General features: G+C 66.3%; 24 protein-coding genes and 1 other RNA gene. 11 read left to right on the top strand and 14 right to left on the bottom strand.

Features of this window, described 5'->3' with window-relative positions; genetic code table 11:
- Positions 1–100 precede the first annotated feature (100 nt).
- From ssrS to SB751_RS05735, 4 genes are all read left to right on the top strand, one after another.
- Positions 101–316: non-coding RNA, 6S RNA (ssrS, locus tag SB751_RS05750), on the top strand.
- A 112-nt stretch (positions 317–428) separates the two neighbouring features.
- Positions 429–869, top strand: a complete 441-nt coding sequence (locus SB751_RS05745; protein WP_144198124.1) for an EVE domain-containing protein — start codon at positions 429–431, stop codon at positions 867–869.
- A 10-nt stretch (positions 870–879) separates the two neighbouring features.
- Positions 880–1,692 carry a sulfite exporter TauE/SafE family protein gene (locus SB751_RS05740; RefSeq protein WP_144197924.1) on the top strand — a complete coding sequence of 271 codons (813 nt, stop codon included), beginning with the start codon at positions 880–882 and terminating at the stop codon, positions 1,690–1,692.
- Positions 1,693–1,810: 118 nt separating this feature from the next.
- Positions 1,811–2,503: an SIMPL domain-containing protein gene (locus SB751_RS05735; RefSeq protein ID WP_144197923.1), complete on the top strand. Its 693-nt coding sequence runs from the start codon at positions 1,811–1,813 to the stop codon at positions 2,501–2,503.
- A gap of 54 nt (positions 2,504–2,557) precedes the next feature.
- On the opposite strand, the gene SB751_RS05730 is transcribed toward SB751_RS05735, so the two are convergent.
- The 5 genes from SB751_RS05730 to SB751_RS05710 all read right to left on the bottom strand — a co-directional run bounded on the left by SB751_RS05730 (position 2,558) and on the right by SB751_RS05710 (position 8,288).
- Positions 2,558–4,111 (bottom strand): malonate--CoA ligase, encoded by a 1,554-nt coding sequence (locus tag SB751_RS05730; RefSeq protein ID WP_144197922.1) that lies wholly within the window; start codon positions 4,109–4,111, stop codon positions 2,558–2,560.
- Between the two features lie 90 nt (positions 4,112–4,201).
- Positions 4,202–4,984, bottom strand: coding sequence for an enoyl-CoA hydratase/isomerase family protein (locus SB751_RS05725; RefSeq protein WP_144197921.1), 783 nt, complete (start codon positions 4,982–4,984; stop codon positions 4,202–4,204).
- Positions 4,984–5,994, bottom strand: a complete 1,011-nt coding sequence (locus tag SB751_RS05720; RefSeq protein ID WP_144197920.1) for a Bug family tripartite tricarboxylate transporter substrate binding protein — start codon at positions 5,992–5,994, stop codon at positions 4,984–4,986. The genes SB751_RS05725 and SB751_RS05720 overlap by 1 nt, the downstream gene beginning before the upstream one ends.
- Positions 5,995–6,090: 96 nt before the next feature.
- Positions 6,091–7,563, bottom strand: coding sequence for a malonyl-CoA decarboxylase domain-containing protein (locus SB751_RS05715; RefSeq protein WP_144197919.1), 1,473 nt, complete (start codon positions 7,561–7,563; stop codon positions 6,091–6,093).
- Positions 7,560–8,288: a GntR family transcriptional regulator gene (locus tag SB751_RS05710; protein WP_144197918.1), complete on the bottom strand. Its 729-nt coding sequence runs from the start codon at positions 8,286–8,288 to the stop codon at positions 7,560–7,562. Before SB751_RS05710 ends, SB751_RS05715 begins: the two co-directional genes overlap by 4 nt.
- 85 nt (positions 8,289–8,373) lie before the next feature.
- Between SB751_RS05710 and SB751_RS05705 the strand changes: the two genes are divergently transcribed.
- The 3 genes from SB751_RS05705 (at position 8,374) to SB751_RS05695 (ending at position 11,197) form a co-directional block, all read left to right on the top strand.
- On the top strand, positions 8,374–8,538 hold the full coding sequence (locus SB751_RS05705; RefSeq protein ID WP_186296835.1) for a hypothetical protein: 165 nt from the start codon (positions 8,374–8,376) through the stop codon (positions 8,536–8,538).
- A 530-nt stretch (positions 8,539–9,068) separates the two neighbouring features.
- A complete protein-coding gene (locus SB751_RS05700; protein ID WP_211943663.1) occupies positions 9,069–10,157 on the top strand; it encodes a YjgN family protein in 1,089 nt (362 codons plus the stop codon).
- A gap of 20 nt (positions 10,158–10,177) precedes the next feature.
- Positions 10,178–11,197, top strand: a complete 1,020-nt coding sequence (locus SB751_RS05695; protein ID WP_144197916.1) for a M48 family metallopeptidase — start codon at positions 10,178–10,180, stop codon at positions 11,195–11,197.
- Between the two features lie 6 nt (positions 11,198–11,203).
- Here the strand turns inward: SB751_RS05695 and lgt are convergent, their stop codons facing one another.
- Entirely contained in the window at positions 11,204–12,022 is an 819-nt protein-coding gene (gene lgt, locus SB751_RS05690; RefSeq protein WP_144197915.1) for a prolipoprotein diacylglyceryl transferase, read from the bottom strand.
- A 70-nt stretch (positions 12,023–12,092) separates the two neighbouring features.
- Positions 12,093–13,070 carry a LysR family transcriptional regulator gene (locus SB751_RS05685; protein ID WP_144197914.1) on the bottom strand — a complete coding sequence of 326 codons (978 nt, stop codon included), beginning with the start codon at positions 13,068–13,070 and terminating at the stop codon, positions 12,093–12,095.
- Positions 13,071–13,235: 165 nt separating this feature from the next.
- Between SB751_RS05685 and ilvD the strand changes: the two genes are divergently transcribed.
- A complete protein-coding gene (gene ilvD / locus SB751_RS05680; protein ID WP_144197913.1) occupies positions 13,236–14,909 on the top strand; it encodes a dihydroxy-acid dehydratase in 1,674 nt (557 codons plus the stop codon).
- An 83-nt stretch (positions 14,910–14,992) separates the two neighbouring features.
- On the opposite strand, the gene SB751_RS05675 is transcribed toward ilvD, so the two are convergent.
- Genes SB751_RS05675 through SB751_RS05665 form a run of 3 tightly spaced genes read right to left on the bottom strand, consistent with a single transcriptional unit; the run spans position 14,993 to position 17,472 of the window.
- Positions 14,993–15,487 (bottom strand): hypothetical protein, encoded by a 495-nt coding sequence (locus tag SB751_RS05675; RefSeq protein WP_144197912.1) that lies wholly within the window; start codon positions 15,485–15,487, stop codon positions 14,993–14,995.
- Entirely contained in the window at positions 15,484–15,921 is a 438-nt protein-coding gene (locus tag SB751_RS05670; protein WP_144197911.1) for a DNA polymerase III subunit chi, read from the bottom strand. Before SB751_RS05670 ends, SB751_RS05675 begins: the two co-directional genes overlap by 4 nt.
- Before the next feature lie 21 nt (positions 15,922–15,942).
- On the bottom strand, positions 15,943–17,472 hold the full coding sequence (locus tag SB751_RS05665; protein ID WP_144197910.1) for a leucyl aminopeptidase: 1,530 nt from the start codon (positions 17,470–17,472) through the stop codon (positions 15,943–15,945).
- 163 nt (positions 17,473–17,635) lie between these two features.
- Between SB751_RS05665 and lptF the strand changes: the two genes are divergently transcribed.
- Genes lptF through SB751_RS05650 form a run of 3 tightly spaced genes read left to right on the top strand, consistent with a single transcriptional unit; the run spans position 17,636 to position 20,330 of the window.
- Positions 17,636–18,757: an LPS export ABC transporter permease LptF gene (lptF, locus tag SB751_RS05660; RefSeq protein ID WP_144197909.1), complete on the top strand. Its 1,122-nt coding sequence runs from the start codon at positions 17,636–17,638 to the stop codon at positions 18,755–18,757.
- Positions 18,754–19,917, top strand: a complete 1,164-nt coding sequence (gene lptG, locus SB751_RS05655) for an LPS export ABC transporter permease LptG (RefSeq protein ID WP_144197908.1) — start codon at positions 18,754–18,756, stop codon at positions 19,915–19,917. The genes lptF and lptG overlap by 4 nt, the downstream gene beginning before the upstream one ends.
- 5 nt (positions 19,918–19,922) lie before the next feature.
- Positions 19,923–20,330, top strand: coding sequence for a sirohydrochlorin chelatase (locus tag SB751_RS05650; RefSeq protein WP_144197907.1), 408 nt, complete (start codon positions 19,923–19,925; stop codon positions 20,328–20,330).
- Positions 20,331–20,382: 52 nt separating this feature from the next.
- Here SB751_RS05650 and cyoD read toward each other — a convergent pair whose 3' ends face one another.
- From cyoD to cyoA, 4 genes are read right to left on the bottom strand one after another with little or no spacing between them, the layout of a single operon-like run.
- Complete coding sequence (gene cyoD / locus SB751_RS05645) at positions 20,383–20,739, bottom strand: cytochrome o ubiquinol oxidase subunit IV (protein ID WP_144197906.1); 357 nt, start codon at positions 20,737–20,739, stop codon at positions 20,383–20,385.
- Positions 20,739–21,404, bottom strand: coding sequence for a cytochrome o ubiquinol oxidase subunit III (gene cyoC, locus SB751_RS05640; RefSeq protein WP_144197905.1), 666 nt, complete (start codon positions 21,402–21,404; stop codon positions 20,739–20,741). Before cyoC ends, cyoD begins: the two co-directional genes overlap by 1 nt.
- A 2-nt stretch (positions 21,405–21,406) precedes the next feature.
- Positions 21,407–23,383 (bottom strand): cytochrome o ubiquinol oxidase subunit I, encoded by a 1,977-nt coding sequence (cyoB, locus tag SB751_RS05635; protein ID WP_144197904.1) that lies wholly within the window; start codon positions 23,381–23,383, stop codon positions 21,407–21,409.
- Between the two features lie 5 nt (positions 23,384–23,388).
- Positions 23,389–24,381 (bottom strand): ubiquinol oxidase subunit II, encoded by a 993-nt coding sequence (cyoA, locus tag SB751_RS05630; protein WP_144197903.1) that lies wholly within the window; start codon positions 24,379–24,381, stop codon positions 23,389–23,391.
- Positions 24,382–24,394: the final 13 nt, after the last annotated feature.

The raw sequence follows: 24,394 nt of genomic DNA, 5'->3' as shown, positions 1-24,394 counted from the left end.
CGACCGCCGTTTTCATCCCATCCTGTTTCGAAACGGCAAACGTCTGACATCACCCCAGCTGCTCGCAGCATAAGGTGAATATAAAGTCAGACGTTTGACAGTTTCCCTGCCTGGTTCGTGAGGGTCATAACTCCTTGAACCGATATGCATTGCATGGTGCGGGATTATGTCGTGTGGGCGAGCGCGTCACCGCATTCATAGTCTGGGTTCGCCTGGACTCCCTGAGTGGGTGATGTACCCAAAATACGACTTCCGCAGCCACTCTGAACCTCACTTGGGTTCAGGATGCCGACCCAGCGGCCGAGGCGGGGACCCCTCAGAAGGCGGTGGTTTTCAGAACCACCGCCTTTTTTTATTGACCGACGGACACTGGTACCGTGACGCCACCCGCCGCCAAACCGGGCCAACGCGCCCCGCAGTACTGGCTGATGAAGTCCGAGCCGGACGAAGCCAGCATCGACGATCTTGCCAAGCGCGGCACGCTGCCGTGGACCGGCGTGCGCAACTACCAGGCGCGCAACTTCATGCGCGACCAGATGCGCATCGGCGATGGTGTGCTGTTCTACCACTCCTCCTGCCCCGAGCCCGGCATCGCCGGACTGGCCGAGGTCTGCTCCCAGCCCTACCCCGATCCCACGCAGTTCGATCCCAAGAGCGATTACTACGACAAGGCCTCGAAGCCCGAGGAACCGCGCTGGTCGCTCGTGGATGTGCGTTTCGTGCGCAAGAGCGCGTTGATTCCGCTGCCCGCACTGCGCGAGCACGAGGCGCTGGCGGACATGGTGGTGCTCCGGCGCGGCAACCGCCTCTCCATCACGCCGGTCACGCCGGCGGAATGGCGCTATATCACCGAACGGCTGATGAAGTGACGGACCTGCCATGAGTCCTGTCCTGATTCCCGGGCTGCTGATCCTCGGCGCCTTCACCGGCTTCTGCGCCGGGCTGCTCGGCGTGGGCGGCGGCATGCTGATGGTGCCGTTCCTGACGCTGTTCTACACGGCCATGCAGGTCTCCGACAGCCACATCGTCCACATGGCCATCGCCACGTCGATGGCGACCATCCTGTTCACCTCGCTCTCGTCCGTGCGCGCCCACCACAAGCGCGGCGCGGTGCGCTGGGGCATTGTGCTGGCGCTGGCGCCGGGCATCCTGCTGGGTGGCCTGATCGGCGGCGGCAAGATCTTCAGCGTGCTCAAGACCGGCTGGCTGTCGCTGCTGTTCGCGGTCTTCGTGGGCTTCTCGGCGCTCCAGATGCTGCGCAGCCGCCGGCCACCCGCCGCGCGCCGGCTCCCGGGCACCCCGGGCATGGTCGGCGTGGGCTCGGTCATCGGCCTGATCTCGAGCCTGGTCGGCGCCGGGGGTGGCTTCATCTCCGTGCCGTTCATGACCTGGTGCAACGTGCCGATCCACAACGCCGTGGCCACCTCGGCCGCGCTCGGCTTTCCGATTGCGCTCGCCAGCGTGGTCGGCTACGTCTGGGGCGGCTGGAATGTGGGCGGGCTGCCGGCGGGCTCGCTCGGCTATGTGTACCTGCCGGCGCTGGGCATCATCGCCATCACCAGCGTGCTGACCGCGCCGCTGGGCGCCCGGGCGGCCCACAGCATGGACGTGAACGCGCTGCGGCGCGTGTTCGCCGCGCTGCTGGCCTGCCTGGCCTCGTACATGCTCTGGAAGGCGTGGCAGACGTTCTGACTGCCCTGCCCCCCGTATTACACGGCGAAACACCCGGATACAGTCATGGGAAGCGCGCGCGGAACGAAGTGCACGGAAAGGCGTCTGAAAGCCATCACTTTGATCGGGAGAACAAAACATGAAGCATCTGCTTGCGGCCTCTCTGCTGACTACCACGGCTGCCGTGGCATCGGCCCAGACCCTGCCGCCGCCCGCCGGCGTGCTGTCGCTGTCCGCCGAGGCGGTCACCGAGGTACCCACCGACGTGGTGCAACTGACGCTGGCCGCGGAACAGGAAGGCGCCGAGCCGTCGGCCATCTCGTCGGCGCTGTCGGCGCGCACGCAGGCCGTGCTGGCGCAGGCCAAGCGCACTTCGGGCGTGGAGGCCCAGTCGGGCGGCTTCACCATCCATCCGAGCACGGACCGCAACGGCCGCATCAGCACGTGGCGCGGGCGCTCGGAAGTGATCCTGAAGTCGAAGGATTTCGCGGCGGTGTCGAAGCTGGCCGGAGAACTGGCCAACCAGATGCAGGTGCAGAACGTTGCCTTCTCGCTCTCGCGCGAGGCACGCCAGGCCACCGAGGCCAAGCTGGCCGAGCAAGCCGTGTCGGCATTCCGCGACAAGGCCCAGGTCAGCACCAAGCTGTTCGGTTATAGCGGTTATACGATTCGAGAAGTGTCGATGAACGACAGCGGCGGCGTGGTGCCGCCGACGCCGCGCATGTATGCCGCCAAGGCGATGTCCGCCGATGCCGGCGCGCCGATCCCGATGGAAGGCGGCAAGGCCCATGTGACCGTGTCGGTCAATGGGTCGGTGCAGATGGTGAAGTAACCAGCCAGTCTGGCTTCCCCCTCCCCCGTTTCCACAGGGCGAGGGGGAAATCCATCACAGCGCGGCGAACTGCTCCCGCAGCACGTTCTTCTGCACCTTGCCCATCGTGTTACGCGGCAGCTCGTCCACCACGTGCACGCGCTTGGGCACCTTGAAGTTGGCGATGCGCCCACGCAGCGTGCCGATCATCCCCGCCTCGTCGATCTCCGCCCCCGGCTTGCGCACCACCACGGCCACCACGGCCTCGCCGAAATCGGCATGCGGCACGCCGATCACGGCCGATTCCACCACGCCCGGCAGTTCGTCGATAAAGCTCTCGATTTCCTTCGGATAGACGTTGTAGCCGCCCGAGATGATCAGGTCCTTGCTGCGGCCCACGATCGTCAGATAGTTGTCCGGCACCTTGCGCTCGCCCGCCTGGCTGACGATGGCACCGCCGAAGCGGCCCACGTCGCCGGTCTTGAACCAGCCGTCGGCGGTGAATTCCTCGGCGGTCTTCTCCGGCATGCGCCAGTAGCCCTTGAACACGTTCGGGCCCTTGACCTCCACATTGCCGATGGCGCCCGGCGTGCAGGGGTTGCCTTCGCCGTCCATCACGCGCACCGACACGCCCGGCAGCGGCATGCCCACCGTGCCGCCAATGCGCTCGCCGAGCTTGGGATCGTACGGGTTCGAGACCAGCATCACGGTCTCGCTCATGCCGTAGCGCTCCAGGATGGTGTGGCCGGTGCGCTCGCGGAAGCCGTCGAACGTCTCCAGCAGCAGCGGCGCCGAGCCCGACACGAACAGCCGCATGTTGCGGCACACCTCGCGGTTGAAGCGCGGCTCCTGCAGCATGCGCACGTAGTAGGTCGGCACGCCCATCATCACCGTCGCGCGCGGCAGGAAGGCAAGAATCTGCGCCATGTCGAGCTTGGGCGCCCAGATCATCTTGGCCCCGGCCAGCAGCGCGCCGTGGGAGGCCACGAACAGCCCGTGCACGTGGAAGATGGGCAGCATATGCAGCAGCACGTCGTCGCTGCGCCAGCCCCAGTATTCGTGCAGCGTCTGGGCGTTGGAGGCCAGGTTGCGGTGCGTCAGCATCGCGCCCTTGCTGCGGCCCGTGGTGCCGGAGGTATAGAGGATGGCCGCGAGGTCATCGTCGCCCTTCGTCACGGTCTGGAAGGTATCCGGCTGGGCGGCCGCGCGGGCCAGCAGCGAGCCGTTGCGGTCCTCATCCAGCGTGAATACGTGCGCGGTGTTGTGGCGGAACGCCACCTTCGACACCCAGCCGAAGTTCTTGCTGCCGCAGACCACCACGGCGGGCTCGGCATTGCCCACGAAATAGTCGATTTCCGATTCCTGGTACGCGGTGTTCAGCGGCAGGTACACGTAGCCCGCGCGCAGCGTGGCCAGGTACAGGAACAGCGCCTCGGGCGACTTCTCCACCTGCACGGCCACGCGCGCGCCGGCCGGCAGCTTCAGCGCGGCAAGCAGGTTGGCGATCTTGGCGGTGGCGCGGTCCAGGTCATCCCAGCTGTAGTACAGCCCGTCATGGGTCTCGATGCAGCACGCGCTGCGGTCGACGGGAAAGCGGGATTCGAACAGGGCGAACAGATTGGCGTTCATGGTACGGAATCGAAGGAAATAGGATGCCGGCGAATAAGACGGGATTACGGTGGCGAAACCGGCACGCGGACGTGCCGGCCGGCCGCCATCTTACTCCCCGGTGAACTCGGGCCGCCGGTGCGCCAGGAAGGCGGCCACGCCTTCGGCGTGATCGCGGCTGCCGGCGTAGGCGAAATGCGCGTCGATCTCGGCCGCCGTAAGCGGCGCGGGATCGGACGACAGGCGACGGATCGTCGCCTTGTTGATCCGGGCGGCCAGCGGCGCGCCGGCGCAGAGGCGCTGCACCGTGGCGGCCACCTCGTCGTGGAGCGCGGACTCGGCCACCACGCGCGTGAGCAGGCCCTTGCGCTCGGCCTCGGCCGCATCGAACACGCGGCCTTCCAGCAGGATTTCCAGCGTGACGGCGCGCCCGGCCAGCGCCAGGAGCCCGCCCAGTTCTCCGGGCGCCATCGGGAAACCCAGCCGGTTGATCGGCACGCCGAAGCGGCTGCCCGCCGCGGCAATGCGCAAATCACAGTGGCAGGCAATTTCCAGCCCGCCGCCCACGCAGACACCCTCGATCATCGCCAGCGTCGGATGCGGGCACGTGGCGATGGCCGCCAGCGCCGGGGCGAGGATCTCCGTGTGGTAGCGGCGCACCGACGCCTCGTCGCCCCGCACGACCGGAAACTCGGCGATGTCGGCGCCGGCGGCAAAATTGCCCTCGGCGCCCCGCACCACCACGCAGCGCAGCGACGTATCCGCCGCCAGCTCCGCGAAGCCCGTGGCCAGCGCCTGCCACATGCTGGTCGAGATCGCGTTGAGCTTGCCCGGATGCGACAGCGTGACCGTGGCCACGGCGCCGTCCCGCGCGAACGTGACGGTGCCGCCCATCAGTCGATCTTGGCGCCGGAGCGCTGCACCACCTCGGCCCAGCGCTTGATCTCGGCATGCTGGAACGTGGCGAACTGTTCAGGCGTGAACGCCGGCGTCTCCGAGCCATTCTGGAGCCAGACCTGCTTCATTTCCGGCGAGTTTAGCGCCTTGGTGGTCTCGGTGTAGAGCCGGTCGATCACTTCCTTCGGCGTGCCCTTCGGCGCCCAGAGCGCGTACCACGTGGAAACCTCGTAGTTCGGCACGCCCGCCTCGGCCGCCGTCGGCACGTTCGGGAAGGCCGGCGAGCGCTTGTTCGACGCCACCGCCAGCGCCTTGATGCGGCCCGCGCGGATGTGTTGCGCCGACGAACCCAGGCCGTCGAACAGCATGTCCACCTGGCCAGCGATCAGGTCCGACAGCGCCGGGCCGGCCCCCTTGTAGGGGATGTGCGTGATGAAGGTCTGCGTCTGCAGCTTGAACAGCTCGCCCGCCAGGTGGTGCGAGGAGCCATTGCCCGCAGAGCCGTAGTTCAGCTTGCCCGGATTGGCCTTGGCGTAGGCGATCAGCTCCTTGAGCGTGTTGGCCTGCACCTTGGTCGGATTCACCACCACCACCTGCGGCGGCTGGGCAATCACGGTGACGGGGATGAAATCCTTCTCGATGTCGTAATCGAGCTTCTTGTAGAACGACGGGGCGATGGCATGGTGCGCGCCGCCGATGAAGATGGTGTAGCCATCCGGCGCGGCCTTGGCGGCGATGCTGGCGCCCACGGTGCCGCCCGCGCCGCCACGGTTGTCGATCACGAACTGCTTGCCGAGCTGCTTGGACAACTGGGCGGTCAGCGGACGCGCGAAGGCGTCGGTGCCGCCGCCGGCGGGGAACGGCACGATCACGGTGACCGGCTTGCTCGGCCACGTATCGGCCAGGGCGGCCGGCGCATACATCGACCCTGCCGACGCGGCGGCAACACCCGCCACAACCGCGAACGCGCGCGCGCACGCGGTCAGATGGAACTGACGACGATTCATGTACTGTCTCCTCTCTCTACTTGCTGCGGAAAGTCAATCGAAGTACTACATTCACCCGACAAGATTGCCCGGCGCCATCCGTGCCCGACCCAGGGGTCACAGCAGCTTGCCCACCGCACGGCTCATGCGGGGATTGCCATCGCCAAGGCGTGCCAGATTGTCATCCAGCGCCTCCGGCACGTAAAGATAATTCACCATCATGCCGCACGACTGGGCGCGGCCTTTTCGCGACAGGTCGGCAGCCCAGTTCAGCCGCTCCACGCAGGCGCCATTGCCCAGGTGGAAGCGCGCCACGGGGTCCGCCGGCTGCCCCGGCGCGCCCTCGCGCACGAGGTAATGCGCGGCCAGCGTCAGCGCGGTATCACGCACTACGGGGTCCGGCGCATCGGCGGGCAGCGCGGCCAGCCAGCCGGCGCCATCCGTGGGCGGCGTGCCGTGGCGCTCGGTCCAGCGCGCCAGGCGCTTCTCGCCCAGAATCGTCGCGATCGCGTCGCCGTGCTGCTTGCGCAGCCAATCGGCAAACCCGGGCAGCGGAGACAGCGTGGCGAACTGCTTCAGCTTGGGGAACTCGCGCTGCAATTCCTCGATGACACGCTTCAAGAGGAAATTGCCGAAGCTCACGCCGCGCAGCCCGGCCTGCGTGTTCGAGATCGAATAGAAGATGGCCCACTTGACCCGCCGCAGGTCTTCCAGCGGCGCGGCTTCGTCGAGCAGCGCCTGCACATTGGCCGCCATCTCGGGCACGAAGGCTACCTCGACGAAGATCAGCGGCTCGCGCGGCATGCGCGGGTGGAAGAACGCGTAGCAGCGGCGGTCCGAGTCGAGCCGGTTGCGCAGGTCGGTCCACGAGGCAATCTCGTGCACGGCCTCGTAGCGGATCAGCTTTTCCAGCAGCGAGGCGGGCGAGTCCCAGGTGATGGGTTGCAACTCGAGCAGGCCCACATCGAACCAGTTCGAGAACAGCGCCTCCAGGTCTTCGTCGAGCACGCGCAGGCCCGGCACGCGCTTGTGCCAGCGGAGCATGTCCGCGCGCAGCTGGATCAGGAAGTGCAGGCCGCACGCGCTGTTGTCGCTCTTGCCGTGGTGCGCGGCCAACCGCTTGAAGAAGCGGATGCGCGCGTTGGACAGCGCCTGCGACAGCCCGGACGCCGCGCCCGAATGTGATCCCGAATGTGATCCGGAATGTGATCCGGAATGTGATCCTGCCTTCGCACCGGGGCCATCGGCGCCGGCCGCCACTTCGGCCAGCACGGTCAGCATCGCCTGGCGCACGGGCTCCGAGGCGGCTTCGTATTCCGCCTGCCACGCCTGCGCGGCAGCGTTGGCGGCGCCATCGGTCAGCCGGGCATCGAAACAGGGGCGAAGCTGCTCGCGCTGGCGCTTCATCGCGCGCGTGGACAGCGCCGGGGTGTCGCCCTCCTCCACCTTGGGCCGCTTGGCCGGGGCCGCTTCAGCGTCGCCCTTGCGGCTCCACCAGCGGCCGAAGCGCGACAGCAAGGTATCGCCGACCGGTTCCGTGGCTTCCAGCGGGGCGCTGACTTTCTGTTCGGCGGGATCGAGGGCGCTCATGAGACTCCTGCAGCGAGAACGTTGCGAAGAACGGGGGCGTCGGCGGTGTCAGCTGACCCGGCCGGCTCCGGGGCCGGATCGGCGCGATCCAGTGCCCGCAGCGCGCCGCGCTGGCGCAGCACGTGGGTCTTCATCAGCGCCTCCGCCCCTTCCGGGTCGTGCGCCTTGAGCGCGGAAAACACCGACATGTGCTCGGCGCACGATTCGTGAATCCGGCCCGGCAGCTTCAGGCTCTTGTGGCGCGACAGGCGCAGCACCTTGCGCAGGTCGCTGACCACGCCGGACAGCCAGCGGTTGCCGGCCAGGCGCTGGAGCGCCTCGTGAATCTGGTAGTTGGTTTCGTAATAGGCGTCGATGTCGCCGGCCTGGGCGTAGCGCGCGAGGTCGGCGTGCAGGCCCTCCAGCGCGTCGAGATCGTCCTGGGTGACGTTGCGCGCGGCCTCGTAGGCACAGCGGCCTTCGAGCAGCGCCATCAGCGGAAAGATCTCATCGAGATCCTGCTCGGTCAGTGCGTTGACGAAGCAGCCGCGCCGGGGCTCCAGCCGCACCAGCCCTTCGGCCGCGAGCACCTTGAGCGCCTCACGCAGCGGCGTGCGCGAGGTGCCGAGCGAGGCGGCCAGCGCCACTTCGTCAATCCATGCGCCGGGCATCAGCGTGTGATCGTCGATCATCGCCCGCAAACGGTCTGCCACTTCGAGGTACAGCGCCTGCCGGATGATTCGCACGATGCCTCCGGTCCCGGATGCCGGGAAGACTGCTCACGCGGCGTATGCGCCGCAATAATTCATAATTATGGAGAGCGCCGGCAGCGTGGCAAGCGGTTTCGATGCTGCATTGCGGAAAGCGGCAGAAGGCGTGGCGCGCAAGCCTCGCCAGGCGTTTTTGCAGAAAAAATTGCAGGCATTCGGGGAGCACAAAGAGGTGCGGCGGACGATCTCCCCAGGCCTCCCTGCCGGGGAAATCGTCCGCGCCTGAAAGAACCGCCGTCGGACATCTCATCGCTTGCCGGCATTCATGCCGACGTGCGTGGACCAGAATTGCTACCTGGCGCTGGCCCGCGCCTGCCCCCGCTGAAGCGCCCCGTTGGGACGCGGACTTTCCCGTTGCTTTTCTGCTGCGTGGCGTGTCATCCGGTCGATGTCCTCCCTCGGTCCATCGCCGCGGGCAGCTTCGCCATGCCGCCCGTCTTCTTGTAACAAGTCATGAAGCGAATACCGTGCCATCCACGCCAAGTCATTGATTTTATTGAGGTGGACGATTGGCGACTTGTTACATTTCATGGAGCATGTAACAGGATGTTTCTTCGTCGTTACGAGAGCCGTTGGCGAACCCACAGTCTCTGACGCGTCTATTCCCACGTTTTGTGATGGAAAGCGTTCACCGCAGTGCCACAATGTGCCGCCTGGCGCACGAAAGGCCTGGGCAAATCGGTTGCAAATATGAAACGAGGGCGGTGGGCGCCATAATGCCGATCCACAACGCCCCGACGACCAGGGAGGTCAAACATGGCATGGGATCACAAGGGCGAGCACTTCATCGGTGCGGGATCATCGGATCTGGGGCATACCCCCCCGCCGCCGACACCGCTGCGGCTCTCGTTCACCGGATCGGGCTCGGAATACTTCCGTATCTGGATCGTCAACGCGCTGCTCACGGTGCTCACGCTCGGCATCTACTCCGCCTGGGCCAAGGTCCGCACGCTCCAGTATTTCTACCGCAACACGCGGCTCGATGACGCCGCGTTCGACTACCACGGCAAGCCGGGTGCGATCCTCAAGGGCCGCGCCATCGTGCTGGTGCTGGCCATGGTGGTCCAGTTCAGCGGCGCGGTGAGCCCGGCGCTGCCGCTGGTGTTCGCCGTGGTCTTTGGCGCAGTGTGGCCGTTTCTGCTGGTGCGCTCGCTGCGCTTCCGCATGGCGAATTCGAGCTATCGTGGACTGCGCTTCGCCTTCACCGGCGGCGACAGGGAAGCCTACAAGGTGTTCCTGCTGTGGCCGATCCTGTCGATGCTGACGCTCGGCCTGCTGGCGCCGCTGGCGCACCAGCGCTTCAAGCACTACCAGCACAATCACACGCGCTTTGGCACGGCACCGTTCGCGTTCGATGCAACGTCCAGTCACTTCTATGGCGTGTACCTGCGTACCGGCATGGTGACGGCGCTGTTCATGATCGTGGGCGCCGTGCTCAGCGCTATCGCCATCCCGGCCGGCGCCGGTACGAAAGGCGGCGTGGCAATCGTGCTCGGCGGAACGGTCGCGTTCACCTACTTCGGCCTCATGCTGACCGGCCCCTACTTCACGGCCAAGCTCCAGAACCTGGTCTGGAGCCACACCACACTGGCCCCGCACCGCTTCGAGAGCCGCGTGGGCGCGGGCCGCATGATCTTCATCACCCTCACGAACTGGATCGCCATCGCCCTCACCTGCGGCCTGTTCCTGCCTTTCGCGAAAGTCCGCTCCACCCGCTACCGCGTGGAATCGGTGACGATGTTCGCCGCCGGGCCGCTGGACGCCTTCGTGGCCGGTGAAGCCGAGCAGGTCAGCGCGCTGGGCGACGCCGCCGTGGACTGGTACGACATCGACATCGCGCTCTGAGCGCCGCCCGGAGCAATGCCATGGTAGCGGCCCGGTATTTCGACACGCGCTCGTCGCGCGCCCATCCCGTCGTGCTGATCGTGCAGGGCGGGCAGGCCATCCTGCACGATGCCGCGGGCGAGGAGGTGCGCCGCGCGCCGCTGGCCTCGCTGCGGGTGTCCGAGCGCAACAAGCGGGCGCCGCGCCTGGTGACCTTCGATGACGGCGCGTACTGCGAGGTGGCCGACCACGCCACCTTCGAGGCCATGCTGGCCAGCACCGGCCACCGCGAGGGCTGGGTGTCGCGCGCGCAGAACAGCTGGCGGCTCACGGGGCTCGCGCTGCTGGGGATAGTAGCCTTCGTGCTGGCCGCCTATTTCTACCTGCTGCCGTGGAGCGCCGGCCTGCTGGCGGCAACCGTGCCGGCGTCCATCGAGGCGCAACTGGGCCAGGCCACGCTCGACAGCCTCGACCACGGCCTCGTGACACCAAGCCAGCTGCCCGCCGCCGACCAGCAGCGGATTCGCGACAACTTCGCCGCGCTACGCCGCCCCGACGATCCGGACCACGCCTACCAACTGCTGTTCCGCCATGGCGGCCGGCTCGGCGCGAACGCGCTGGCCCTGCCGGGCGGCACCATCGTGGTCACGGACGAACTGGTGGCCCTGATCGGCACCGGCGCCGGCATGATGGGCGTGCTGGCGCACGAGGCCGGCCACGTGGCGCAGCGCCACGGCCTGCAGCAGGTGATCCAGGCATCGGCCGTGGGCGCGCTGGCGGCGTACTTCTTCGGGGATTTTTCGACGGTGCTCGCCACGGTGCCGGCCGCGATGCTGACCATGCGCTATTCCCGTGACCATGAGCGCGAGGCGGACGCCTACGCGGTGGAGGTGATGCGGCGGAACCGCTTGCCGGTCTCCGCCCTTGCCGATGTGCTGGCCAGGCTGGAAGGCGCCCATGGTGGCAAGCCTTCGGACAAGTCCGAGGACGATGCCAGCTTCTTCTCGACCCACCCGCTCACGCGCGAGCGGATCGAGGCCATCCGGGGCGCCGGGAACTGACGGCGATCAGCGCGCCGCGCCGGCCGCGGCGCCGTTGCCCTGGCGCCGGTAGGCCCAGACCATCATCAGCACGCCAGCCAGCACCATCGGCAGGCTCAGCCACTGGCCCATCGAGAAATTCAGCGCCAGCAGGCCGAGGAAGGTGTCGGGCTCGCGCGCGAACTCGGCCAGGAAGCGGAAGCCGCCGTAGCCGATCAGGAACGCGCCGGACACCGCCCCCATCGGGCGCGGCTTGCGCGAGAACAGCCACAGGATGATGAACAGCGCCACGCCTTCCAGGGCGAACTGGTAAAGCTGCGACGGATGGCGCGGGATGTTGTCGCCGGCCTGCGGGAAGATCATCCCCCACGGCAGGTCAGTCGGACGGCCCCAGAGTTCGCCATTGATGAAGTTGCCGATGCGGCCGGCGGCCAGCCCGCACGGGATCATCGGCGCGATGAAATCGGTCACTTCCAGCCAGTGCCGGCGCCGTACCTTGCCGAACACCCACATCGCCACGACCACGCCGAGGAAGCCGCCGTGGAACGCCATGCCGCCCTCCCAGACCTTGAAGATCTCGAGCGGATGCGTGAGGTAGTAGGTGGGCTTGTAGAACAGCACATAGCCCAGACGCCCGCCCAGGATCACACCGAGCACGCCGTAGAACAGCATGTCGTCGAGGTCGCGCGTGGCCCAGCCGCGCGCAGCGATATGCGGCTGGCGCACGCGCAGGCGGCCGAACCACAGGAACATGATGAAGCCGGCCAGGTACATCAGGCCGTACCAGCGGATGGCCAGCGGGCCCAGGTGAATCGCGACCGGGTCGAATTGCGGATGAACGAGCATGGCGGAGGAGAGGGTATTTATATAGTGTGCGGATGCGCGGCGCGCCGGTTCTGGGGTAATGCCGTCTGGGTCATGCTGCCTTGATACCATCGTCCTGCGACAGGCCGATGGCGGTGGCCAGCCCGGCTGCGATGTCGATGAACGACCGCAGCACCGGCGCCATCCCCGATTGCCCGGCCGAGGGCCCGGCGGCGCCTTCGCGCCAGACCAGGCCGGTCTCGATCAGCGGGCCGGCATCGCGCAGCGTCAGGTAGGACACGCCCGTGCGCCGCAGGTTGCACAGCGATGCGGGCACCAGCGCCACGCCCATCCCTGCTGACACCAGGCTCACGATGGTCTGCATCTGGATAGCCTCCTGGGCAATCGCCGGCGTCAGGCCGTCCCGCGCATAGTAGCCCGTAATGATGTCATAAAACGCCGGCGCGCTACGACGCGGGAAGATGATCAGCGGCTCGTGCGCGGCGTCGCGCAGGGCGATTTCGGTCGGCGCGGGGGCATCGGCGGCGAGGCTGGCGGGCCGCCAGCCATCGGGCACGGCCAGCACCAGCGGCTCGCGCACCAGCGGCAGGTATGAGAGCCCGTGCGGCATCACGGCCAGTTGCGGACGGATGACGAGGCCCGCGTCGATGCCACCCTCGGCCAGCGCCTCCAGCTGGACGTCGCTGGTGGCTTCGCGCAGTTGCAGTTGCACCTCGGGGTGCCGTGCGCGGAAATGCCGCAGCAGCTCGGGCAGGATGCCGTAGTCGGCCGTGCTGACGAAGGCCAGCGCCAGCGAGCCCACCTCGCCCCGCGCCAGCCGCTGGGCCAGCCCCGGCAGCGCGGCGGCATCGGCCAGCACGCGACGCACCTCGGGCAGCCACTGCTGGCCGGTGGGCGTCAGCATCACGGACCGGCGCGTGCGCGCGAACAACTGCACGCCGATCTCCTCCTCCAGCGCCTGGATCTGTTGCGAGAGCGGCGGCTGGGTCATGGCCAGCCGCCGTGCCGCGCGGCCGAAATGTAGCTCTTCCGCCACTGTCACGAAGTACCGCAGTTGCCGCAGGTCCACGCACGCTCCCGTTCGTCGCTGTGATATGTTTTTCGACTCAATACAGGTCAAATAATATATTTGACATGATACTACGCAGGCGGCATCCTTCAGGCCACAAACACGGCAGGCCGTGGCATGGCCCACGTCCGAGCCCGCCGCAAACTCCCCGGAGAGACCCCCACCATGGCATTCAACAAACGCTCGAAGCACATCACGCAAGGCGTGGCGCGCTCCCCCAATCGTTCGATGTACTACGCGCTCGGCTACCAGAAGGAAGACTTCGACAAGCCGATGGTGGGCATCGCCAATGGCCATTCGACCATCACCCCCTGCAACGCCGGCCTGCAGCGCCTGGCCGATGCGGCCGTGGAAGCCATCAAGGCGTCCGACGCCAACCCGCAGATCTTCGGCACGCCGACCATCTCGGACGGCATGTCGATGGGCACCGAGGGCATGAAGTACTCGCTGATCTCGCGCGAAGTGATCGCTGACTGTATCGAGACCGCGGCCCAGGGCCAATGGATGGACGGCGTGGTGGTGATTGGCGGCTGCGACAAGAACATGCCGGGCGGCATGATCGCGCTGGCGCGCACCAACGTGCCGGGCATCTACGTCTACGGCGGCACCATCAAGCCGGGCAACTGGAAGGGCAAGGACCTGACCATCGTGTCGTCGTTCGAGGCCGTGGGCGAGTTCACCGCCGGCCGCATGAGCCAGGAAGACTTCGAGGGCGTGGAGAAGAACGCCTGCCCGTCCACGGGTTCGTGCGGCGGCATGTACACGGCCAACACCATGAGCTCGTCGTTCGAGGCGCTGGGCATGTCCCTGCTGTACTCGTCGACGATGGCCAACCCGGACCAGGAAAAGGTGGACAGCGCCGCGGAATCGGCGCGCGTGCTGGTAGAGGCGATCAAGAAGGACATCAAGCCGCGCGACATCATCACGCGCAAGTCGATCGAGAACGCCGTGACGCTGATCATGGCCACGGGCGGCTCGACCAACGCGGTGCTGCACTACCTGGCCATCGCGCACTCGGCCGAGGTGGAGTGGACCATCGACGACTTCGAGCGCATCCGCCGCCGCGTGCCGGTGATCTGCAACCTGAAGCCGTCGGGCCAGTACGTGGCCACCGACCTGCACCGCGCGGGCGGCATTCCGCAGGTCATGAAGCTGCTGCTGAACGCCGGCCTGCTGCATGGCGACTGCCTGACCATCACCGGCCGCACGCTGGCCGAGGAACTGGAAGGCGTGCCCGACCAGCCGCGCGCAGACCAGGACGTGATCCTGCCGCTCGACAAGGCGCTGTACGAGCAGGGCCACCTGGCCATCCTGAAGGGCAACCTGGCCGAAGAAGGCGCGGTGGCCAAGATCACCGGCCTGAAGAACCCGGTCATCACCGGCCCGGCGCGCGTGTTCGAGGACGAGCAGAGCGCGATGGACGCCATCCTGGCCGACAAGATCAACGCCGGCGACATCCTGGTGCTGCGCTACCTGGGCCCGAAGGGCGGCCCGGGCATGCCGGAAATGCTGGCGCCGACCTCGGCCATCATCGGCAAGGGGCTGGGCGAGTCGGTGGGCTTCATTACCGACGGCCGGTTCTCGGGCGGTACCTGGGGCATGGTGGTGGGTCACGTGGCGCCCGAGGCGTTCGTGGGCGGCACCATCGCACTGGTGAAGGAAGGCGATTCGATCACGATCGACGCGCACCAGCTGAAGCTGCAACTGAACGTGTCCGATGAGGAACTGGCCAAGCGCCGCGCCACGTGGCAGCAGCCGGCGCCGCGCTACACGCGTGGCGTGCTGGCGAAGTTCTCGAAACTGGCCTCGACGGCCAGCAAGGGCGCCGTGACGGACTGACCCTGTTTGGGGTCTCCGACTCCCCTCTCCCCTCTGCCGCCTGCGGGAGAGGGGAAAATTCCCTGCTTTCTCTGCTTTCGCTGCTACATCCCGCCCGGATCGCGCTCGATCTCCTCGAGCGTCGCATCCAGCCATTCCACCAGCCTCGCCTCCAGCGCCTGCGTCAGCTCGCTGGCCAGTTGCGCGGTCAGCGGCGCCAGCCGCGATTGCAGCGTGGCTTCGGTATGGGCTTCCACCACCTGCGGCCACTCGGTGCGGAAACGCATCATCACGCGCGTCAGCAATTCCGAGCGCACCGCGCGCAGGTCATCCTCGCCTGGCAGGAAGGGCACCGGGTCGATCATCGGCGCTTCCGGATCGTCCTCCACCCCACCCTCGGTATCCCCCACTGACGACACCAGCCCCGACTCGGGCATGTTTGCCGTGTCGATGACCGTGCCGACGCCTGCCGAGGCGGGCCCCGGCGGCGCGAAGGCGGTCTCCGGCAGGTCGGGCAGGTCCACGACTTCCGTCAGCAACGGCACGCTGTCGTTCGGGCCCAGCCGCGGAATCACCCGCGAGGTGGTACGTTCACTCATGCGGATTCTCCCTTGGCGGACTGGCCAATGTCGTGGTGCGTGAGCGGATAGCCGCGCTCACGGTAGAAACGGTAACGGTCGCGCCCGGCGGCGCGTTCGGCCTCGCCGGCCCCCACTACCTCGATCAGCCGCTCGAAGCTGGCGAACTGCGCCGGCGCCTCGGGTGACAGGTTGACGAGGATCTGGTGATGCGGCACGCCCTCGAGCGTGGCGGCCAGGATGATCGGCGTCACCGCCACGTTGGGGCTGTCCAGCCCGCAATGCGGCAGGAAGTCGAGCGGCGAGAACGTCCACAGTCGCGCATCGAGCTGCGTCAGCTGATGCGCCGTGCCGTATACCACCACCTTCTGGCCCGCCCCGTACGCCTTGCGAACCAGGCGGCAGACGTAGGCCAGCGAGTCCGGCACGTTGCTGTGGAAGTCGATGCGCGTCATCCCGGCTACCTTTTTCGTCGATTACGACGCGCGATCCATCAGGAACTGCGTCAGCAGCGGTACCGGACGACCGGTGGCGCCCTTGGCCGCCCCGCTCTTCCAGGCCGTGCCGGCGATGTCCAGGTGGGCCCAGTCGTACTTTTCCGTGTAGCGCGCCAGGAAGCAGGCCGCCGTGACGCTGCCCGCCGGGCGGCCGCCGATATTGGCCATGTCGGCGAAGTTCGACTTGAGCTGGTCCTGGTAGTCATCGTCCAGCGGCATGCGCCAGGCGGTGTCCATGGCCTTGCGGCCGGCGTCGAGCAGCTGGTCGGCCAGCAGGTCGTTACGGGCGTAGAGGCCGCTGTTCACGTGGCCGAGCGCGATGATGCAGGCGCCGGTCAGCGTGGCCACGTCCACCACGGCGGCGGGCTTGAAGCGTTCCACGTAGGTCAGCGCATCGCACAGGATCAGGCGGCCTTCGGCGTCCGTGTTCAGGATCTCGATCGTCTGGCCGGACATGCTGGTCACCACGTCGCCCGGCTTGGTGGCGATGCCGCTGGGCATGTTCTCGCAGCTCGGCACCACGGCCACGACGTTGATCTTCAGGCCCATTTCGGCCACGGCCTGGATCGTGCCGAGCACCGAGGCGGCGCCGCACATGTCGTACTTCATCTCGTCCATGCCCTCGCCCGGCTTCAGCGAGATGCCGCCGGTATCGAAGGTGATGCCCTTGCCCACCAGCACCACCGGGGCCTGCTTGGCGGCGGCGCCGTCGTAGCGCAGCACGATGAACTGCGGCGGCTCGACGCTGCCCTTGGTCACGGCCAGGAAGGCGCCCATGTTCAGGGCCTCGATCTGCTTGCGGCCCAGGATCTCCGCCTTGAGCTTGTGGCGCTTGGCCATGGCCCGGGCGGTATTGGCCAGGTAGGTCGGGGTGCAGATGTTGGACGGCAGGTTGCCGAGGTCGCGGGTCAGCTCCATGCCGTTGGCGATGGCGGTGCCGCGCACCACGGCCTGGGTGGCCTGCTTGGCGTCGGCGGCGTCCACGGCCAGCACGATCTTGCGCAGCGACGGCTTGTCGGCGCCCACGCCCTTGGGCGGGCGCTTGAGTTCCGGATGGCGCTCCAGCAGGCGGTAGCCGGCGTCACGTACCAGTGTGATGGTGGTGATCACGGCCCAGGCCACGTCGCGCTGGGCCGGCGGCTGCTGGGCCAGGCACCAGAGGGCGGACGCGGCACGCGTGCCGGACAGCGCACGCACGGCGGTACGCACGGCCTCCACGAAGGCCTTGTCCGAGAACTCGGCTTCCTTGCCCAGGCCCACCAGCAGCACGCGGGCGGCGCCAATCCCGGCCACTTCGTGCAGCATCAGCTGGGTGCCGCGCTTGCCTTCGAAGTCGCCCTGCTTGACCAGACGCGCCACCAGCCCCTTGGTGGCGACATCCAGGGCCTTGGCCACGCCCGCCAGGCTCTGGCCCTCGAACAGGCCAACCACCAGGCAGTCGGTCTTCGTGGCCAGGAAACCATTTTGGCCGGCTTTGCTCCAATCCAGGGCTTTTGTGCTAAATTCCATCGCGCTTCCTTCAGGGGCTCGTCGAAAAGAAAGGCCCCATTATCCGCGATTTTCATCCGCGATCTGCCGCCGCCGATCCGCCACGCTGACAGCCCGCGGTCCTGCCAGTCCCTCGGCCCCCGGTACATCGCCCGCTCCGGCCGGCAGCCGGAAGCGATTCCGCATGATCTTTCAACAAGCCCTGCGACGCGAGCTCGCCTACACCGCCGGCGCGGTGTTCCTGGTGATGCTGACTTTCATGCTCACGTCGCTCGTGATCCGCATCCTGGGGATGGCCGCCAATGGCAAGGCCAGCCCCAACGACGTGCTGATGCTAATCGGCCTGGCCACGATCGGCTACCTCTCGATCCTGCTGTCGGCCACGCTGTTCATCTCCACGCTGATCGTCCTGACCCGCTGGTACAAGGACTCCGAGATGGTGGTGTGGTTCTCGGCCGGTATCTCCCTGCGCGACCTGATCAAGCCGGTGCTCCAGTTCGCCGCGCCGTTCTTTGTCATGGCGCTGCTGCTGGGCATGTTCGCGTGGCCGTGGGCCAACCAGCAGAGCAGCCTGTTCCGCGACCGCTTCCAGCAGCGCGGCGTGCTGTCGATGATCGCCTCGGGCCGTTTCATCGAGCCGGCCAACGGCAACTACGTACTGTTCATCGAGGGTATCGACGCGGACATGAAGTACGCGCGCAACGTCTTCGTGGCCAATGCCGAGGCAGGCAAGATCGGCGTGGCGCTGTCCCACCAGGGCCAGTTCCAGACCATGCCGAACGGCGACCGTCTGGTGGTGATGGAACACGGCCGGCGCTACGCCGGCACGCCGGGCCAGCTCGACTACCGCATCCTGGAATTCGACCGCTACGCCGTCAAGGTGGACAACAAGCCGCCCGAGAACGAGAGCGACGTGCCGCCCAAGGCCCGCAACACGCTGGACCTGATCCGCAATCCCACCCGTGACAACCTGGGCGAACTGCTCTGGCGTGTCTCGCTGCCGATCCTCGCCTTCAATTTCGTGATGATCGCCATCCCGCTTGCGTACGTGAACCCGCGCCTGGGCCGCTATACGCCGCTCGTCTTCGCCGTGCTGATCTACCTGACCTACAGCAACATGATCAACCTGGCGCAGGCCTGGGTGCGCTCGGGGACACTTTCGTTCTGGATGGCGATCTGGCCGATCCACCTGGCGGCCTTCCTCGGTGCCGTGGGCATGTTCCGATACCGGCAGAACCGCAGCCTGGGCGGCTGGCGCGCCGTCTTCGGTCTGCGCCGCAAGGACACCAAGGGGAGCCAGGCATGAGGGTCCTCCAGGTCTACGAGCGGTATTTCGGCCGCCTGATCTATGGCGTGTTCGCGTTCATCCTGTTCGCGGTGCTCTCGCTGTTCGTGTTCTTCGACTTGCTCAATGAACTGGAGAGCGTGCAGGGCGGCTACACCTCGCTGGTGGCGTTCTTCCACGTCATGCTGGAAGCGCCCACCCGGGTGTACGAGGTGCTGCCGATCGCGGTGCTGATCAGCGCGATCTACGTCTTCTCGCAGCTGGCCAGCCAGTCGGAATACACGATCTTCCGCGTGGCCGGCCTGAACACGCGCCAGGCGCTGTTCTCGCTGTTCAAGCTGGCCGTGCCGCTGGCCATCGTCACCTTCATCTTCGGCGAATTCATCGGCCCGGCGGCCGAGCAGTACGCCCAGAAGGTGAAGCTGGAGGCGATTGGCGCCACGGTGTCGGCGGGCTTCCGCTCCGGTGTCTGGGTCAAGGATCGCGACAAGGACACCACGCCCGAGGGCGCGGGCGGCGAAGTCACCCGCTTCGTCAACGTGCAGGGGCTGAAGCCGGACCAGAGCATCAACGGCATCACCATCTACGAATTCGACCAGCAATACCGCCTGCGCGTGATCCGCGTCGCCAAGGAAGGCCGCTATCAGGGCGGCCAGGCGTGGCAGCTCAATGACGTCAACGAGACCCGTTTCATCGAACTGCCCCACCCTGACGGCGCCCAGCGCGACGCCCTGGCACCGGACTTCCGTGCCGAGCAGGCCAAGTTCCCGAACATGGTGATGCATTCGGAGCTGACGCCGCAGATCCTGTCAGTGCTGCTGGTCACGCCGGAGCGGATGTCCACGCTCGACCTGTTCCGCTATATCCGCCATCTGCGCGACAACAAGCAGGACACGCAGCGCTACGAGATCGCCTTCTGGAAGAAGGTGGTCTATCCGCTGACGCTGTTCGTGATGGTGGCGCTGGCGCTGCCGTTCGCGTACCTGCATGCGCGTGCCGGTGCGGTGGGCGTGAAGGTGTTCGGCGGCATCATGCTGGGGCTGTCGTTCCACCTGTCGAACACGCTGTTCTCGCACGTCGGCCTGCTGCACACCTGGCCGCCGATCGTCTCGGCGCTCGTTCCCGGCACGCTCTACCTGGCACTGGCGCTGAGCGCCCTGCGCTGGGTGGACCGGCATTGACCGCCATGGCCGCCACCACCGGCCTGGTCCTCTTCGCCCACGGCGCGCGCGACGCGCGCTGGCGCGAACCGTTCGACCGCCTGCAGGCCAAGCTGACCGCCGTGCTGCCGGACACCGCCGTGCGGCTGGCGTTCCTGGAACTGATGGAGCCGTCGCTGCCCGTGGCGCTGGGCGAACTGGCCAGCGCGAGCGTGGAGGAAGTCACCGTCGTACCGGTGTTCTTCGGCCAGGGCGGCCACATCCGCCGCGATTTGCCGGCGCTGATCGACCAATGCCGGGCGCAATATCCGGCGATGCGGATTGGCTGCGCCGCGGCGGTGGGCGAGGCCGAGAGCGTGCTGGACGCGATTGCGGCGTACTGCGTGGGGGCGGTGGCAACAACACCATCGCGGCAGTCGCCAATAGGGGAATGATCTGAAGACACGTCCATCCGCTTCACCGATGGACGTGTCAGATGCCTGCAATCTATCGATTGCTGCCAACAGGCACCGACTGCATCGGCATCATGTTCAGGTTGGCGTTGTGCATGACCCACAACGACCCCGCTACGACAATGGCGATCAGGAACACGGTACACGCAAAGATAGCCGTGTTGCCACGTTGGCCCTTGCGCGGGCCAAGGTGCAGGAAGAACACCAGCTGCACCAGCAACTGGACGATACACAGCGTCACGATCATCAGCAGCCCGGCGCGCGGCGGCAACAGCTTGCCCATGACCGCACCGAACGAGATGAACGTCAGCACCAGCGAGAGTACGTAGCCGGTCAGGTGGCTGCGCAGGCTGCCATGGTCATCCTCATGCGCATGTGGTTGGTTGGCCATCACAGGAACTCCCGCAGGTAGACAATGGTAAAAACGCCAATCCAGACCAGGTCCAGGAAGTGCCAGAACAGGCTCAGGCAGGCCAGGCGGCGACGCACGATGCCATCGAGACCGAACACCTGCACCTGGTTGACCATCACGATGATCCAGAGCAGCCCGGCGCTGACGTGCAGGCCGTGCGTGCCCACGAGCATGAAGAACGCCGACAGATAGGCGCTGCGATTCGGGCCTGCGCCCTCGTGCAGCAGTTCGTGAAACTCGAAGATCTCCATGCCGACGAAGGCGGCACCGAGCGCGAATGTCAGCACCATCCAGCGGATGACTTCGTTGGGGTTGCCCTTGCCGTTCCGTACCTTCAGCATCGCCACGCCGAAGGTCAGGCTGCTGGTCAGCAGCAGCATCGTTTCGCCGAGTACAAAGCGCAGATCGAACAGCTCGCGTCCAGTCGGGCCCCCGGCTGTGCCATTGACGAGCACGCCAAACGTCGCGAACAGCGAGGCGAAGATCAGGCAGTCACTCATCAGGTACAGCCAGAAGCCAAGCTTGAGGCTGGTTTGCGCCTGTTCGGCGTGATGCGCGTGGTCGTCGTCATGCGCATGCGCGGCGTGGGTCTCGTGATGCGGTGCCTGCGCGGCCTCGGCGCGCAGTTTCAAGGTCGTCGTCATGATCAGTTGGCCCCTTTCAGTTGCGCAAAGCGGGCGCGCTCGATGCGCTCCACTTCGGCGGCAGGGACGTAGTAGTCCACGTCACGGTCATAGGCGCGGGCGATGAACGTGCAGATCATCGCGGCCAGGCCAAAGCCCGCCATCCACCAGATGTGCCAGACCAGGCCAAAGCACAGCACCAGCCCGAACACCGATACGATGAAGCCCGCCGACGTATTGCGCGGCATATGGATGTCTTCGTACGCGGCAGGCGCCACGTAGGCGCGGCCCGCTTCCTTGTCATCCCAATGCTGTTCCAGCGACGTGATGTGCGGTACGTGCGCGAAGTTGTAGAACGGCGCCGGCGAGGCGGTAGCCCACTCCAGACTCCGGCCATCCCATGGATCGCCGGTCAGGTCGCGGTTCTCGTTCCGGTCGCGCACGCTGACGAACAGCTGCCACAGGATCGCCAGGATGCCGCAGCCGATGACCACCGCGCCCACCAGTGCAACGATCAGGTACGGCTGCCATTCGGGGTTGTTGTAGTGGTTCATGCGGCGCGTCATGCCTTGCAGGCCCAGCGCGTACAGCGGCATGAACGCCAGGTAGAAGCCGATCAGCCAGCACCAGAACGCGACCTTGCCCCAGAACTCGTTCAGCGTGAAGCCGAACACTTTCGGGAACCAGAACGTCATCGCGGCCAGGCAGCCAAACACCACGCCGCCGATGATCACGTTATGGAAGTGGGCAATCAGGAACAGGCTGTTGTGCAGCACGAAGTCCGCGCCCGGCACAGCCAGCAGCACGCCGGTCATGCCGCCCACGGCAAACGTCACCATGAAGCCAATTGTCCACAGCGTCGACGAATGGAAGCGGATGCGTCCGCGGTACATCGTGAACAGCCAGTTGAACAGCTTCACGCCGGTCGGAATCGAGATGATCGAGGTCATGATGCCGAAGAAGGCATTGACGCTGGCGCCCGAGCCCATCGTGAAGAAGTGGTGCAGCCAGACGAAGAACGACAGGACACCGATCGACGATGTGGCGTACACCATCGACGAGTAACCAAACAGCGGCTTGCGCGAGAACGTGGCGATGATCTCCGAGAACGCGCCAAAGCACGGCAGGATCAGCACGTAGACCTCCGGGTGGCCCCAGATCCAGATCAGGTTCACGTACATCATCGCGTTGCCGCCAAGCTCGCTGGTAAAGAAGTGCATGTCCAGGTAGCGGTCGGCGGCCAGCAGCGCCAGCGTGGCGGTCAGCACCGGGAAGATGGCGACAATCAGGATGTTGGTGATCAGCGCGGTCCACGTGAACACCGGCATCTTCATGAGGTTCAGGCCCGGTGCGCGCATGCGCAGGATCGTGACGATGAAGTTGATGCCGGTCAGCGTGGTGCCTAGCCCCGATATCTGCAGTGACCAGATGTAGTAGTCGACGCCCACCGTGGGGCTGTAGCCGAGCCCGCTCAAGGGCGGATAGGCGACCCACCCCGTGGCCGCAAAATCGCCGACGAACATCGACATCATGACCAGCACCGCGCCCATCGCCGACATCCAGAAACTCAGCGAGTTGACGAACGGGAACGCCACGTCGCGCGCGCCGAGTTGCAGCGGCACAATCACGTTCATCAAACCGAGGATGAACGGCGTAGCCACGAAGAAGATCATGATCACGCCATGCGCGGTAAAGATCTGGTCGTAGTGATGCGGGGGCAGGTAGCCGGTTGCCTCACCCACGGCGATGGCCTGCTGGGTGCGCATCATGATGGCATCCGCAAAGCCGCGCAGCAGCATGACCAGCGCCAGGATGATGTACATCACGCCGATGCGCTTGTGGTCGACGGAGCAGATCCACTCTTTCCAGAGGTAGGACCATTTGTTGTAGTACGTGATGGCGCCTAACAGCGCGGCGCCGCCCAGCAGCACCACCACCAGCGTGCCCATGATGATGGGCTCGTGCAGGGGGATGGCGTCGAGAGAGAGTTTTCCAAGCATGATGATTAGCGCTCCAGGGTCTGCTGCTGCGCCGGGAGCGGCGGCATGTTGGCGCCGGCAATGGCGCTGATGGTCACCGGGCTGTCAGCGCGGCAGATTTCGCCATTGCTGGCCATGTACTGGTCCACCACGCCCTGGAACAGACGCGGGTCCACCTTGGCGTAGAGCGTGACGGGGTCCTTGCTGCTCGGTTGCTCCAGCTTGCGGTAGGTCTGTTCGTCAAGCGTGTGGCCCGATGCCCGGGCACGCTCGATCCATGCATCGAATTCGGCACGCGACGTGGCCACTGTGCGGAAATGCATGTCCGAGAAGCCGGAGCCGCTATACGCGGCAGAGCGGCCATCGAACACGCCAGGCTCGTCGGCAATCAGATGCAGCTTTGTCTGCATGCCGGCCATGGCGTAGACCATGCTGCCCAGGCGCGGGATGAACAGCGCGTTCATGGTCGATTCGGCCGTGATGCGGAAGTTGATCGGCGTCCCCACCGGCACGGGCAGTTCGTTCAGTGACGCCACGCCGTATTGCGGATAGATGAACAGCCACTTCCAGTCGAGCGCCACCACATCCACTTCCAGCGGCGCCACCTTCGATTCGATCGGGCGGAACGGGTCGAGCTTGTGCGTGGTGTCCCAGATGATGATGCCGAGCAGCGCCACAATCACGCACGGGATACCCCACACCACCACTTCAATTCGGGTCGAATGCGACCAGCGCGGCGCGTACTCGGCCTTGGTATTGCCCTCGCGATACCGCCACGCAAACACCAGCGTAAGGATGATCACGGGGATCACCACCATCAGCATCAGCGCCGTGGCCAGCACGATCAGGTTTCGCGTTTGCACGCCGATGGACCCGCTGGGATTGAGCAGTTCCCACGAACAACCGGCCAGACTTAGCGGGAGGGCGGCGAGGATCAGCCAACGCCAGAGAACAGGAGAAAGGATACGGGGGGACTTTCGCCGACGGACGCGCCGCGTATCGGCCACACACACATGCATAACAACCACCTTC

Origin of the sequence: Cupriavidus sp. SIMBA_020 (assembly GCF_046535395.1) — a bacterium.
GTDB classification, from domain to species: domain Bacteria; phylum Pseudomonadota; class Gammaproteobacteria; order Burkholderiales; family Burkholderiaceae; genus Cupriavidus; species Cupriavidus campinensis.
This window is presented reverse-complemented; position numbering and strand designations above follow the sequence as displayed.

Excerpts from the sequence above, each read along its gene's own strand:
- SB751_RS05745 (WP_144198124.1), top strand. The coding sequence starts at position 429 with ATGAAGTCCGAGCCGGACGAAGCCAGCATCGACGATCTTGCCAAGCGC.
- SB751_RS05740 (WP_144197924.1), top strand. The coding sequence starts at position 880 with ATGAGTCCTGTCCTGATTCCCGGGCTGCTGATCCTCGGCGCCTTCACC.
- SB751_RS05735 (WP_144197923.1), top strand. The coding sequence starts at position 1,811 with ATGAAGCATCTGCTTGCGGCCTCTCTGCTGACTACCACGGCTGCCGTG.
- SB751_RS05730 (WP_144197922.1), bottom strand. The coding sequence starts at position 4,111 with ATGAACGCCAATCTGTTCGCCCTGTTCGAATCCCGCTTTCCCGTCGAC.
- SB751_RS05725 (WP_144197921.1), bottom strand. The coding sequence starts at position 4,984 with ATGGGCGGCACCGTCACGTTCGCGCGGGACGGCGCCGTGGCCACGGTC.
- SB751_RS05720 (WP_144197920.1), bottom strand. The coding sequence starts at position 5,994 with ATGAATCGTCGTCAGTTCCATCTGACCGCGTGCGCGCGCGCGTTCGCG.
- SB751_RS05715 (WP_144197919.1), bottom strand. The coding sequence starts at position 7,563 with ATGAGCGCCCTCGATCCCGCCGAACAGAAAGTCAGCGCCCCGCTGGAA.
- SB751_RS05700 (WP_211943663.1), top strand. The coding sequence starts at position 9,069 with ATGGCATGGGATCACAAGGGCGAGCACTTCATCGGTGCGGGATCATCG.
- SB751_RS05695 (WP_144197916.1), top strand. The coding sequence starts at position 10,178 with ATGGTAGCGGCCCGGTATTTCGACACGCGCTCGTCGCGCGCCCATCCC.
- lgt (WP_144197915.1), bottom strand. The coding sequence starts at position 12,022 with ATGCTCGTTCATCCGCAATTCGACCCGGTCGCGATTCACCTGGGCCCG.
- ilvD (WP_144197913.1), top strand. The coding sequence starts at position 13,236 with ATGGCATTCAACAAACGCTCGAAGCACATCACGCAAGGCGTGGCGCGC.
- SB751_RS05675 (WP_144197912.1), bottom strand. The coding sequence starts at position 15,487 with ATGAGTGAACGTACCACCTCGCGGGTGATTCCGCGGCTGGGCCCGAAC.
- SB751_RS05670 (WP_144197911.1), bottom strand. The coding sequence starts at position 15,921 with ATGACGCGCATCGACTTCCACAGCAACGTGCCGGACTCGCTGGCCTAC.
- SB751_RS05665 (WP_144197910.1), bottom strand. The coding sequence starts at position 17,472 with ATGGAATTTAGCACAAAAGCCCTGGATTGGAGCAAAGCCGGCCAAAAT.
- lptF (WP_144197909.1), top strand. The coding sequence starts at position 17,636 with ATGATCTTTCAACAAGCCCTGCGACGCGAGCTCGCCTACACCGCCGGC.
- lptG (WP_144197908.1), top strand. The coding sequence starts at position 18,754 with ATGAGGGTCCTCCAGGTCTACGAGCGGTATTTCGGCCGCCTGATCTAT.
- SB751_RS05650 (WP_144197907.1), top strand. The coding sequence starts at position 19,923 with ATGGCCGCCACCACCGGCCTGGTCCTCTTCGCCCACGGCGCGCGCGAC.
- cyoD (WP_144197906.1), bottom strand. The coding sequence starts at position 20,739 with ATGGCCAACCAACCACATGCGCATGAGGATGACCATGGCAGCCTGCGC.
- cyoC (WP_144197905.1), bottom strand. The coding sequence starts at position 21,404 with ATGACGACGACCTTGAAACTGCGCGCCGAGGCCGCGCAGGCACCGCAT.
- cyoB (WP_144197904.1), bottom strand. The coding sequence starts at position 23,383 with ATGCTTGGAAAACTCTCTCTCGACGCCATCCCCCTGCACGAGCCCATC.
- cyoA (WP_144197903.1), bottom strand. The coding sequence starts at position 24,381 with ATGCATGTGTGTGTGGCCGATACGCGGCGCGTCCGTCGGCGAAAGTCC.